A 12,412-nucleotide genomic window follows, 5' to 3' on the forward strand; every position below is an offset into this window, starting at 1 on the left:
CCCACCCCCGTCCCCGTATAAACCGGCGTCGCCTTAAACCCGTCGACCGTCACCACCGAGAACTTCGCCGATCCCGCCGCACCGTCGATCAACGCGATCGTGTCGCCGATCTTCGGTGCGTAGCCATTCACGAACTTCACGTGCAGCGTGCCGCCCGCGATGCTCAGCGCGCCGCCCACGCGCAGGCGTCCGCCGTCGTTGCCGTCGATATCGAGCTCGAGCGTCGTGTTATCGAGCTGCGTGTAGCGCGCGGCGATCGTCACGGGCGCACTGGCCGCGACTTTCACGCTGCCGCCCGAGCCGACATACACGTCGCCGGTGCCAAACGCAGTCGGCGATGCTGCCGCGAGCGTGCCGCCGCTCACCTGGGTGCCGCCGGTGTAGCTGTTCTTGCCCGCGAGCGTCAGCATGCCCGTGCCTTGCAGCGTCAGCTTGCCGGCACCCGCAATGTCATTGCGCCACAGGTCGGCTGCATTGAATCCGCCCTTCGACGCATCCATCGAAACGGTCACGTTGCCGTTGAACGCGCCATAACCGTCCGCCGCAGCGAACAGGTTCAGGCGGCCCCAGCCCTCGGCGTCGTCCATCACCGGATAACCCGACGGCATTTCGGTCGTCTTCAGCACCACACGCCGCTGGTGGGCGCTCAGGTACGGAAAGCGGGTCTGCAGCAAAACCTCCGCGCCCTTCGGCACGACCGGCGGCGCATCGGTCGATTCGATCGCAGCGAAGCCAAACGTCATGCGGCGCAGGAATGCCGCCTTGTTCGCGGTGTAATCGGCGAACCGGTCGGTCGTTGCCGTGCCTGAATGAGCGAAGGTGGCGAACGTCGCGTCGCTCGTTCCCGTGAGCTGCTGCAGCGTCTGGTGGGCCTGACCGTAAGCGGTCTGCGCGTCGCTCGCATACGTGGCCAGGTTCGCGGCACTGACGGCCAGCGCGAGCATGCGGCCGCCGATCACGTCGAGCGGCGAGTGCATCCCGGCGAGAATCCGGTTCTCGCCCAGTTCGAGACCGCGACTCACCATTTCCTGGAATCGCTCGGGAACGAGCCACGCCATCGTCACCGCATCGCGCATCGCTTCGCCCTCATGGCCGCTGATGAAGCCGCCGTCGGTCGCGGGCGTCGTGCTTTCGGCGGGCACGAGCGACGGCGCCACGACGACACTCGTGCTCCAGCGGTAGGGCCGTGCGTACTTGTAGAAGCGTTTTGTCGGTTCGGTGGATGCGTTGTTGCCCATCTCGTTGAGCAGATCGACAACCTTCCCGAAGCTCGCATTGGCGCTGCCGCCCACGCCGACGTTGTTGCCGGAGTCGTTGTACAGCACGGTCGTGGCATCCGGCGGCACACTGGTGATGCTCGTCGTTTGCTGCGCCGCAGTGCGCCATGCGGCGGTAAGCGGGCCCATGCCGTCTGTCACGCTGTAGCCCTTGCCGCGCCGGTCGTCGAAATACGCGGCGTCGGCCTGCTGTTGGGTGCGGGCGGTGGTCGCGTCGACCACATACTGAACGTTGGCCGCCAGCACGCTACTATTGACGATGGTGCCGCACGGTGTGCCGCTCGCGGGCAGGCCCGAGCAGGCCGACGCCACGACGGCGGGAAACGCGCCGTTTGCCGGCGCGCTCACGCCGGCGTCCACCAGCATTGTCGAGGGCTGCCATAGGTCGAGAAAGCGGCTCACCACACGCACGGCAGCGTTGGTCGACAGCGTTGCATAGCGTGCGTCGCCGCGCTGGTTGGTGGCGATGTTGTCGACGAAAGCCGGCACGCTGGGCACCGGCGCGCTGTCGACGAAGCCGGGGTCGGCCGGCGGCGCCGGCACAGCCGCAATCGGCTGATTCGTCGAGACTACGTCGTCGCTGCCGCCGCAAGCAGTCAGAACGATCGCACTCGAGAGCGCTGCAACACGCAGGGCGAAACGGCTTCGTGACACAAACATGCAAAACTCCATCTGGGGGGAAGATGGCGAATTGTCGTGGGCGAACGTGACGTGGCGGTTAAGGCCGGGTGTTGCGTGTTATCCGGTGCGGTGAACGGCGGGTCTGCCGGCTTGCCTCGGAAAAAGGGCCGAGCGCCAATTACCTGTAACATGAAAGTACACTGATTGCTTCCCGATTCCCCGCCTGGCCAGTGGAGACCTCAGATGCGACTTGCTGACTTTATCCTGCGAGACATGGAGTCGATTCTGGTGCAGTGGGAGGCGTTCGCCGCCACACTGCTGCCGGCAGCGGCTCACCTGGAGTCGCTGGCGCTGCGTGACCATGCGCAGCAGATCCTGAACGCCGTAGTAAAAGACCTGCGCACTTCGCAGACCCGGCACGCTCAACGCGAGAAGTCGCTGGGGCACGCCCCGATGATCGAAGCAAGCGAGACCGCGGCCCAGACGCATGCGCTGCTGAGGGCGCGGGCGGGGTTCAACATCAATCAGCTGGCCGCCGAATACCGTGCGCTGCGCGCCAGCGTGCTTCGTCTGTGGATGGATGACTGTGAGCCGCACGCGCCTGACCTCGGTGATGTGATCCGTTTCAACGAGGCGATCGACCAGGCTCTGGCGGAATCGATTAATTTTTTCAGCGCACAGGTCGATCAGAACCGCAACCTGTTGCTCGGCATGCTCGGGCATGACATGCGCAGTCCGCTTCAGGCAATCCAGATGACCGCGTCCTATCTCGCAGCGCTCAATGCGGGCGAGGTCGTATCGGACGCGGCTAACCGTCTGATTCGCAGCGGAGGGCGGATGCACGCGCTGCTCGACGACCTGTGCGATTTCAACAGGACGCGGCTCGGCCTGGGCATCAACGTCGTGCCTGAAAAGGTCGACCTTGCAGAAGTACTCGCCGACGAGCTCGACGAATTGCGCACGGCGCATCCCGGCTGTCGGCTGGAGCTGAGCGTCACCGGCAATCTGGAGGGAGTCTGGGACAGCCGGCGCCTCCAGCAACTGGTGCAGAATCTCGTGCTGAACGCGCTGAAATACGGCGCGCCTGACATGCCCGTCCGCGTCGAGGTAAGCGGCGACGCCGAGCGGATCCGCATCGATGTCAGGAACCGTGGACCCGCCATCGAACCGGAGACGCTTGCAGGCATCTTCGAGCCGCTCACGCGAGGAGCGGGCGCACGGCAGTCATCCGGTAGCGAGGGAAGCCTGGGGCTCGGCTTGTACATTGCACGGGAGATCGCGAAGGCCCATCACGGAGAAATAGAAGCACATTCCAACGACACCGAGACCGTGTTCTCGGTGTCGCTGCCGCGCACAGAAAACACGGCAAACGGGCAGTGACGCAGCATTGTCGCAGCCGCCATTGGAGCGCAGCCTGCACCATTACGCGCGCGCAATGAACGGATAAGTGAACAGTCCGAAGTGAATCAGGTTGAGGCCGAAGTGCGTCAGCATCGCGGCCTGCAAACCTCCTGCGCGATAGGCGAGGCCCGAGCCGAGTCCGGCGAGGCTCGCCACGACGACCAGCAGCGCGCCGCCCTGGAAGTGCAGGGCGCCAAAGAGCAGAGCCCCCACGACCAGCCCGACCCATTGTGCATTCGAGCGACCGCCAGCAAGGCGACCGATGCCGCCTTGCACATAGCCGCGAAAAAAGGCTTCTTCCGCGAACGCAACCAGCAGCAGGTTGTTCAGCGCCCACAGCCATGCGAGATGCGGCCACTTGGGCGCCCACGCAATAGATCCCGCAACGAACGCAAGCGTCAGGCACACGAAAGACGTCGCGGCGCAAGCCACGAGCGCAGCGACGGCCCGCCTGCGCCAATTCTCGTGCGGCTCGATCCACGGGCACGCCAGTACCAGCCAGAAGCCGATCAGCGGCTTGTCGAAGTTCAGGTACATCGTGAAAGGCGCGGCGTCCGGCGTAAAACGCTCTGCGCGGATGACCTCCAGATTATGGAAACCCGGCAGCTTGTGTTGAAACAGTCCGATTGCAACCGCGACAAACACTAAGTTGCACAACAGGCGCATGGCAGGCGACGCAGCGTGCCGCAGTAAAAGACCTGTGCCGACAAGAAGCGCAATGGGGACTAGTGCTATTGCCTCTAATCGTCCCAACGCGAATGCGCTTGCATACCCAATGGCCAGCATGCCCAGGGTAAGGGCACGCGGTACTCGCGCTATGGCCAGCGCGGCGGCAAGAAAAATGGCAACCCACGGCAATGCGTGCATTGAGATGTCCGGAAAAGATAAGGGGGCTAGACCTGCCAGATCGATTTTTTCAGCCGTGCGATGTTAGCGGACGTTCGCTTTGTATCGCAATGTATCCGTACAGCGACACGATACATAACGTTGCACCCATCGCGAGTGCGGACATATGCCAGATACGTCCACGGGGTTTAATTCGATTCACGCGAGTCGAACGGGCGTTGCCGCCGAAACCGCAAAACGTAGCCAGCTTTGCGCGACACCAATGATTCGGACCTTCGACTGCCGCTTCCTGCTTCACAGCTCTCTACACAAAGGAAAACGAGCCATGTCTGAACAGATCAACACCCGGCGCCGTCGTCTGCTCGGCACCACGGTCGCGGGCCTCAGCCTGATGGAACTGGGCCTGAGCAGTCTTGCGAATGCGCAGACCACTTCGGGCGCGGCGGCGTCGCGAGTGGTTTCGTTCGAGAACCTTCGGCAGGTCAACGCCGGCACGCTCAACGTAGGTTATGCGGAAGCGGGCCCGCAGCATGGACCCGTTGTGATCCTGCTGCACGGTTGGCCGTACGACATTTACAGTTTCGCGGAAGTCACGCCCTTGCTCGTTGCCCAGGGCTACCGCGTCATCGTGCCGTATCTGCGTGGTTACGGCACCACGCGGTTTCTGTCGCCGGACACGCCGCGCAACGGACAGCAGGCTGTCGTTGCCGTCGACATCATTGCATTGATGGATGCGTTGAAGATCGACAAGGCGATTTTCGGCGGCTTCGATTGGGGCGCCCGCACGGTGAACATCATTGCCGCGCTGTGGCCGGAGCGCTGCAAGGCGATGGTCTCGGTGAGCGGTTACCTGATCGGCAGCCAGGCAGCGAACCAGGCGCCGCTGCCGCCCAAGGCGGAGCTCGCGTGGTGGTATCAGTTCTATTTCGCGACCGAGCGCGGCTATGCCGGCTACGACAAGAACCGCAACGAGTTCAACAAGCTGATCTGGCATCTCGCTTCGCCGAAATGGAATTTCGACGAAGCCACTTTCGATCGCACGGCCCAGTCGTTCACTAATCCGGACCATGTGGCCGTGGTGATTCACAACTACCGTTGGCGCCTGGGCCTCGCTCAGGGCGAGTCGCAATACGATGAACTGGAACAGCGTCTTGCCAAGGCGCCCACCATCTCGGTGCCGACCATTACGATGGAAGGGGACGCGAACGGTGCGCCGCATCCCGAACCCGCGGCGTACGCGAAGAAGTTTACCGGCAAGTATGCGCACCGCAATATCGGCGGCGGCGTGGGGCACAACCTGCCTCAGGAAGCGCCGAAAGCCTTCGCCGACGCGGTTATCGACGTCGCGCGTTTCTGACTGGACGCGAGGAAGCGCGGCCGCAGTTCGCCGTGCCCCTCGCGAGACCCGCGCCGCACTCACGCGGCGCCGGCCCTCAAGCTGTGCGCGGGCCCCGGCTCTTTTGTGCCGGGGCCTTGCGTCGCCGGGCGCCTGAAGCATCTTGCGCTTGTTGTGCTTGTTGCGCGTGTTGCGCTCGTTGCGCATTCGGCGCAGCGAACATCGGCATGCGCTCCTCGATCCATTTGAGCAATTCGAGCGGCCCCGCGGCCAGCGGCCGGTCGGTTTTGACAAGGACCCGCGCCTGTGCACTCTCGAACAGCGGATGCGCGATCGCAACCGTGGTCAACTGGTCGGCGGCCAGTTCGCGATACGCAGCGAATTCGCCGATCAGCGTCATGAAATCTCCCGCCATCACGAAGCGCTTCAGTGCGCTCAGCGAGTTGGTGGTCAGCGTCGGGCGAATGCTCACGTTCTCCGCCATTTCGAGCATCGATACCACATGGCCGATGCCGAACGCGGACGGCATGACCGCAAGCGGGTAAGCGCGCAGATCGTCGATAGTCGCCGGGCGCTTGCGGCGCGCGAGCGGGTGGTCCTTGCGCAGCAGCAACACCACGGGTTGCGCGGAACTCGCCCGGTACTCGATGTGCGCATGAGGCGGCGGATTGTAGGCGAGACCAATGTGCGCGTGGTTTTCTGCCACTTCGTCGAGAAGGGCGTCCACAGCCAGCATCGTCATGCTGATCTCCAGGCCCGGATAGAGGCTGCAGAACTGCGCGAGCACTTCGTCGATGAACATGTCCACGAAACCTTCGCTGATGGCGAGCTGTATGTGCCCCTGCCTGAGCTCCTTTAACGCATGCAGTTGGTCCTCGAGCTTTTCCTGCTGCGCGCGATAGCCGCGCCAGAACTCGAGCAGATGCGTCGCCGCTTCGGTAGGCCGCACGCCCCGCGCCTGGCGCTCGAAGAGCGCCGCGCCCAGTTCGTTTTCCAGCAGCCTGATTTGCCGCGTGATGACGGACGGCGACGTATTGATGTTCTCGGCCGCGCCGCGAATGGTGCCCTGCGTGAGCACCTCGTAAAAGTAGCGAAGACGCTGGTGATTGATCTCTCTCATGTGCCTGCCCGGTGGTCTGCTGTTTGTGTCTGCCCTGCGTGTTTGCTCTGCGTGTTTGCTCTGCATGTTTGCTCGGCGCCAGAGCGTTGCCCGTAGAGCAACGATATGTGAACTTAGTTGCTATTGCTAGTCCATTTTTGCCCTGCCAACATGAATTCAGCCCGCCAGACGAACCCGCAAGGAACGAGGAGACACCCGATGTCAGCCATCCACCCATCCGCCGCCGAAGATCTTTCTCCCGCGCTCTACAGCAAGCTCAACTGGCGGCTCCTGCCGTTCCTCGTGGCGTGCTACATGTTCGCGTATCTGGACCGCGTGAACGTCGGCTTCGCGAAGCTTCAGATGCAGAGCGACCTGGGCTTTTCTGACGCGGCGTACGGCGTCGGCGCGGGCATCTTCTTCATCGGCTACGTGCTGTTCGAGTTGCCGAGCAATCTGCTGCTGCCGAAGGTGGGCGCACGCCGCACGTTCAGTCGCATTCTCGTGTTGTGGGGCATCACGTCCGCCTGCATGCTGTTCGTGCGCAACGTGCCGGCCTTTTACGCGATGCGTTTTCTGCTCGGCGTCTTCGAGGCAGGTTTTGCACCGGGAATGATCTATTACCTGTCGTGCTGGTACGGGCCCGCCCGCATGGCGCGCGCGATCGCACTTGTATTCGTTGCCGGGCCGCTCGGCGGCATCGTGGGCGGTCCGGTTTCAGCCTGGCTGATGACGGCTCTGGCGGGCGCGGGCGGCCTCGCCGGCTGGCAATGGATGTTTCTGGTCGAAGGTCTGCCGTGCGTCGTACTTGGACTGCTGACGCTGCGCGTGCTGTCGGACCGTCCGGCCGATGCCCGCTGGCTCACGAGCAGCGAAAAGCATTTCCTCGAAAGCGAAACGGCGCCCGCTGCGCATCATGCGGATTCATTCAAGGCCGTACTGAAGAGTCCGCGCGTGTATGTGCTTGCGCTCGCGTACTTCAGCATCATCTTTCCGATCTACGCAATCAGCTTCTGGCTGCCGACACTGCTGAAAGAGCAGGGCGTGACTGACACGCTTCGCCTCGGCTGGTACACCGCGATCCCGTACGTGGCCGCAGCCGTGTGCATGTATGCCGCCGGCCGCCGCTCGGACCGCGTGGGCGAGCGGCGCTATCACTGCGCGATTCCGGCAAGCGGCGCGGCGCTCTTCCTGATCCTTGCCATCTTCGCGGACGGCAGCGTGGTGCTCACGCTGATCGCGCTGACGCTCGGCACTGCCTGTCTGTGGATGGCGTACACCGTGTTCTGGGCGATTCCGTCGGAACTGGTCAAGGGAACCGCGGCCGCGGGCGGCATTGCGCTCATCAATACCGTGGGACTGTCCGGCGGTTTCTGGGGGCCGGCGGTGGTCGGCTGGACCAAGGCCGGCACCGGCAGCATGCACGCGGGGCTGCTCGTCATGGCGTGCGCAGCCGCGCTCGCTGCCGTTCTGATCATGAAGAGCAAGCTTACGCTCAAAGAGGACTAGCCGTCGCGCACGCCACATCCTGCAAGTGGTGCGCATGTCATGAAAGCCGTATCCGGCTATTCCTCGCCTCGTCGTGTAGCGCGATTTTGTATCGCAGTGTATCTGCGCAACGGGCGGACAAACTGCGTTGCACGGCATGCGGTTCGCGAACACATTGCAGATACGTCGGCGGGTTCAAATATCTACACGCAAGGTTGATCCGCAACACTGCGCCAGGTTCAGGGGATGCGAGGTTCCGCATGCTCGGCACGAGACGGATGGTCCCTGAACGCTTGACCTTTGATACCGCCACATTTCTGGAGAACACTCATGAAACTCGTTCAATCGCTTGTCGTCGCAGCACTCGTTGCCGTTCCTGCTCTTTCGTTTGCGCAGTCCAGTCATGCATTGACGCGCGCCGAAGTGCGCGCGGAACTGGTTCAACTCGAGAAGGCGGGCTACAACCCCGCCGGCGACCATACCCAGTACCCGAGCAACCTTCAGGCTGCGCAAATGCGTGTCGACGCACAAAACGGCTCGGCCGCTGCCGCATACGGCGGCGTGGAAAAGGGTGCATCGGCTTCGGGCTCGCGCTCGTCGACGGGCGCAATGCCTCGCGCGCAGCAGGACGTCATCGGTCTCGGTCCGATCTATGCTCATTCGTAATCCTGAGGATGGCAGCGCGCCGGTGCGCTCTGCCATCCAATGACTACGACAACATCACTACGATTTGCCGGGAAAAGAACAATGGCCACGCTAATCAAAAGACTCTTCGGTGCCGCGGTGTTATTCGGCGGCCTGTTTGCGGTACAGGCGTTGCAGGCAGCAAATGCAGCGCCGGCAGAAGATTTGAAAGGCAAGAACGTCGTGCTCGTGCACGGCGCATTTGCCGACGGTTCGAGCTGGGACAAAGTGATCCCGCTACTCGAGGCGCGCGGACTGCATGTGGTTTCGGTGCAGAACCCTCTGAGCTCGCTGGCTGACGACGTGGCCGCGACGAAGCGCATGGTTGACCAACAGACGGGTCCGGTCGTGCTGGTCGGTCATTCGTGGGCCGGCGTAGTGATCAGCGAGGCGGGCAATGACGAGAAGGTGAAGAGCCTTGTCTACGTGGCGGCATTCGCGCCCGATAACGGCCAGTCTATTGAGGACATCACGAAAGGTAAGCCCGCGCCGGCCTGGGCGAGCGAACTGCAAAAAGACTCCGGCGGATACCTGACGCTGTCGACAAAGGCTGTTCTAGCCGACTTCGCACCGGATCTGCCGCTGCCGCAACGACGCCTGATCGCCGCGACGCAGGTGCCGTGGGCGGCCAGCTGTATCGGCGAAAAGGTTACGACCGCTGCATGGCATGACAAGCCGTCGTACTTCGTGGTTGCTTCGCATGACCGGATGATCGATCCGAAACTTCAGCAGGCTATGGCCAGCAACATTGGTGCACGAGTCACGACGGTGGACAGCAGCCACGTTGCAATGGTGAGCCAGCCGAAAGCCGTGGCCGACACCATCATCGCCGCTGCAAAAGCCGCGCAATAGCAGTGTATTTGCGGGAGCGAGCGACATCACACGGACGATTGTGGGTCGCGCCGGAGCAGAACGTCGAACCGGCCGGCGACCAGATGCGACTCGCTCACTTCCGGCAGCGTCCGTGCTGCCTGACAGATGCGCCACACTTCCTCGAGCAGCGAGCGATCCGTGCCTGACCAGCTGGTCAGCACGCTTTCAATGCGTTCCGAGCCGTCGAGGTCGCCGGTGAAATAGCCCATTGACCATTCGACAAAACGCCGCCGCTCGAGCGATCCAATCGCGACAATCCTCATCTCATAGTGACGCCGGTCGTTACCGATGCGGCGCAGGCATTCTCTAAGGGCAGTGGGATTGCCCTCCAGGTACTGAACAAAGTTGCGGCCCGCATGAACGAGAAAGCCGGTCAGCGCATCCGCCTCGTTCCGAACGCGCGAGACCGACACGATCGATTCGACATCCGCCATGCCTACGCCCGCAGACACGTTGCTTATATACACGGCGGCAAATAGCGTTTCGTCGTCACCGGGCGGTCTAGGGCAACCGGATTCATCTGAGCACATACGATGGGTCTCTGCGAAGACATCGTCAGTTCCCAGTATAGAGTCGCATCGCGCGCTCCAAGCGAGGGTGGTCGGTATCTGACTAATGCTCGACGCACAGTGCCGGATGGACGCGGCAGAAACGGCCTGGCGATGTGTCAGATCGACGTGCGCCCCAGCCACTCGCGCACGTAAAGCGAATGCGGCGGCCGCGCGGCCGAAGCTTCGCGAGACTTCGGTGTCCCGACGAACAGGAAGCCCAGCACACGCTCGGACGGCTCGAAGTCGAGCGCGGCTTGCAGGTTGGGGTCATAGGCGTCCGCGCCGGTCGCCCAGAAGCCGGCATAGCCTAGCGCGTGAATTGCGTTGAGCATGTTCATCGCGGCTGCGCCGACCGCAAGAAGCTGTTCGCTCTCCGGGATGTGAGAGTCGCTGGAAGTTGCTGCGGCTATCACGATCACAAGCGGCGCCGTGTACGCAAGTTGCCGCCGGTGTTCGTGCTGCGCGCGCGGGGTTGCCGGTTCGCGGCGCGCGGCGACGTCCACGAGCACCTCGCCGAACTCGGCGCGCGCTTCGTCGCGTATCAACGCGAAGCGCCACGGACGCAATGCGCCGTGATCCGGCGCACGCATCGCGGCGTCGAAGATGAGACCGAGCTCGGTTTCGTTGGGGCCCGGCTCGGCGAGCGGCCATGACGACCGGCGCGAGAGCAGGGTGTCGAAAAAAGCCTGTTGCGTGGCTGACGAAGCGACGAAGGCCACCCCGTTGTTAGCGGAGTTCTGCGAGTTGTCCATGGCGATTCCCCGTGTTTTCGATGAAACGGATGATGGCGAGAAACGCCGCATAATGCAAATGATTCTTATTTGCTTGTCTGACGAAAGATTTTGCCTTAAGCTCCGGTTTCGCTGCCGCACACGTTTGCGCTGCTTTTGAGCCAACCGAACCGGCAACGTGCGTGACTTGACATACGTCGTGGTCGACGAGTAGATTTTAATGCAAATGATTCGCATTTAGATGCGCAGCGGATAAGCCGCGACTCGATGCGAATCGGCGGTGCTTACGCATGAAGCGAGCGGCACCTTCACCGGATCAACCCGACGCAGACAACTTCATTCAGGAGCCGCGATGAGCTGGGGTGACGAAAACACCAATTTCGTTGTCGTTGTAAATCATGAAGAACAGTATTCCATCTGGCCTGACTACAAGGCCATTCCCGCTGGCTGGCGCGAAGCCGGCAAGTCCGGCAGGAAGGACGAATGCCTGCAATGGATAGATGAGGTGTGGACCGATATGCGTCCGCTCAGCTTGCGTCAGGCCATGGCGGACAGCGCAGCGCCCGAAGGCGTCACCAATGCGTGATGCGCGCGCGCTGAACCGATGAACTCGTCAAATCGCATTTCGCACGTGCCCAGCGCGCTCACGCTCGTCTGCCTTGCGCACGCCGGCGGCAGCGTGGCCGTGTATCGCGAGTGGCAAGCCTTGCTGCCGTCGTTCATAAAGGTGCGCACGCTCGAATTGCCTGGGCACGGTATGCGCCGTGCAGAACCGGTGCATACGGAATGGCCTGCGCTCGTGGAGCAACTCGCGGACGAACTGCGCACACTGGTGGACGACGGTGCACCGTTTGCATTGTTCGGACACAGCATGGGCTCGCTCGTCGGACTGGAACTCATGCATGCGCTGCGCGAAAGAGGCAAACCAGCACCAGTGTGGTTCGGCGCCTCGGCCACCATCTCGCCGTCTCGCCGCAAGCATGAAACGCACTGGCTGAACTGTTCGCATACCGAAATGATTGCCTGCTTGCGTGAACGCGGCGGCACGCCCGCCGAGTTGCTCGACGATGCGGATTTCGTCGACTTTATGTTGCCGTTGCTACGCGCCGACTTTCATTTGTGCGGCATGCATCCAGCGCGCATGAAGGCGCGTCTGGAGGCGGCAGGAAGCCCGGCGGCCATGCTGGATTGCCCGATCGACGTGTTCGTCGGCCGGGACGACCCCGCCACGGCGCATGCCGCAGATGTTGATGCGTGGGCGCAGCAGACGCGCGGCCCTTGCGCCGTGCACCGGTTCGAAGGCGGGCACTTTTTCATCGACACCGCGCGCGAGGCGGTACTCGCAGTCGTCGCCGGATCGCTCGCGCGAAGAATCGGGTATACGCAGCTCGCCCGGCAGATGCCAGAGGTGCACAAACCGCACCAACCGCAACAACCGCTACATATGTCGCAGCCGCACGACTCGCAGTGCGCAGGCGCCTGAGCAGAACCGTTGCGCGGGAGCG

At 62.8% G+C, this 12,412-nt stretch carries 12 protein-coding genes; 7 read left to right on the forward strand and 5 right to left on the reverse strand.

From position 1 onward, the window contains the following. The coding region (locus tag JNB89_RS29420; RefSeq protein ID WP_220364545.1) for a phosphatase PAP2 family protein at nucleotides 1-1,937 on the reverse strand (1,937 nt) is incomplete at its 3' end. A 204-nt stretch (nucleotides 1,938-2,141) separates the two neighbouring features. Here JNB89_RS29420 and JNB89_RS29425 point away from each other — a divergent pair. Continuing rightward, nucleotides 2,142-3,278, forward strand: a complete 1,137-nt coding sequence (locus JNB89_RS29425) for a sensor histidine kinase (protein ID WP_220364559.1) — start codon at nucleotides 2,142-2,144, stop codon at nucleotides 3,276-3,278. 42 nt (nucleotides 3,279-3,320) lie between these two features. On the opposite strand, the gene JNB89_RS29430 is transcribed toward JNB89_RS29425, so the two are convergent. Further along, nucleotides 3,321-4,166, reverse strand: a complete 846-nt coding sequence (locus tag JNB89_RS29430) for a CPBP family intramembrane glutamic endopeptidase (RefSeq protein ID WP_220364546.1) — start codon at nucleotides 4,164-4,166, stop codon at nucleotides 3,321-3,323. Nucleotides 4,167-4,470: 304 nt separating this feature from the next. On the opposite strand from JNB89_RS29430, the gene JNB89_RS29435 reads away from it, so the two are divergent. Continuing rightward, the gene (locus tag JNB89_RS29435) at nucleotides 4,471-5,502 is read left to right on the forward strand and encodes an alpha/beta fold hydrolase (protein WP_220364547.1); all 1,032 of its coding nucleotides are present in this window, start codon (nucleotides 4,471-4,473) and stop codon (nucleotides 5,500-5,502) included. A 76-nt stretch (nucleotides 5,503-5,578) separates the two neighbouring features. On the opposite strand, the gene JNB89_RS29440 is transcribed toward JNB89_RS29435, so the two are convergent. Next, the gene (locus JNB89_RS29440; RefSeq protein ID WP_220364548.1) at nucleotides 5,579-6,601 is read right to left on the reverse strand and encodes a LysR family transcriptional regulator; all 1,023 of its coding nucleotides are present in this window, start codon (nucleotides 6,599-6,601) and stop codon (nucleotides 5,579-5,581) included. 198 nt (nucleotides 6,602-6,799) lie between these two features. Between JNB89_RS29440 and JNB89_RS29445 the strand changes: the two genes are divergently transcribed. From JNB89_RS29445 to JNB89_RS29455, 3 genes are all read left to right on the forward strand, one after another. Beyond that, complete coding sequence (locus JNB89_RS29445) at nucleotides 6,800-8,089, forward strand: MFS transporter (RefSeq protein WP_220364549.1); 1,290 nt, start codon at nucleotides 6,800-6,802, stop codon at nucleotides 8,087-8,089. A gap of 309 nt (nucleotides 8,090-8,398) precedes the next feature. Then, on the forward strand, nucleotides 8,399-8,734 hold the full coding sequence (locus JNB89_RS29450; protein ID WP_013339786.1) for a DUF4148 domain-containing protein: 336 nt from the start codon (nucleotides 8,399-8,401) through the stop codon (nucleotides 8,732-8,734). Between the two features lie 81 nt (nucleotides 8,735-8,815). Further along, nucleotides 8,816-9,604, forward strand: coding sequence for an alpha/beta fold hydrolase (locus tag JNB89_RS29455; protein ID WP_220364550.1), 789 nt, complete (start codon nucleotides 8,816-8,818; stop codon nucleotides 9,602-9,604). A 26-nt stretch (nucleotides 9,605-9,630) separates the two neighbouring features. On the opposite strand, the gene JNB89_RS29460 is transcribed toward JNB89_RS29455, so the two are convergent. After that, nucleotides 9,631-10,155 (reverse strand): BLUF domain-containing protein, encoded by a 525-nt coding sequence (locus tag JNB89_RS29460; RefSeq protein WP_013339784.1) that lies wholly within the window; start codon nucleotides 10,153-10,155, stop codon nucleotides 9,631-9,633. A 137-nt stretch (nucleotides 10,156-10,292) separates the two neighbouring features. Then, nucleotides 10,293-10,928: a nitroreductase family protein gene (locus JNB89_RS29465; RefSeq protein WP_220364551.1), complete on the reverse strand. Its 636-nt coding sequence runs from the start codon at nucleotides 10,926-10,928 to the stop codon at nucleotides 10,293-10,295. A gap of 331 nt (nucleotides 10,929-11,259) precedes the next feature. On the opposite strand from JNB89_RS29465, the gene JNB89_RS29470 reads away from it, so the two are divergent. Both JNB89_RS29470 and JNB89_RS29475 read left to right on the forward strand, forming a co-directional pair. Further along, complete coding sequence (locus JNB89_RS29470; protein WP_027213560.1) at nucleotides 11,260-11,493, forward strand: MbtH family protein; 234 nt, start codon at nucleotides 11,260-11,262, stop codon at nucleotides 11,491-11,493. 18 nt (nucleotides 11,494-11,511) lie between these two features. Continuing rightward, nucleotides 11,512-12,390: a thioesterase II family protein gene (locus JNB89_RS29475; protein WP_220364552.1), complete on the forward strand. Its 879-nt coding sequence runs from the start codon at nucleotides 11,512-11,514 to the stop codon at nucleotides 12,388-12,390. Nucleotides 12,391-12,412 lie beyond the last annotated feature (22 nt).

This window comes from Paraburkholderia phenoliruptrix (assembly GCF_019511605.1).
In the GTDB taxonomy this organism is placed as follows: Bacteria; Pseudomonadota; Gammaproteobacteria; order Burkholderiales; family Burkholderiaceae; genus Paraburkholderia; species Paraburkholderia phenoliruptrix_A.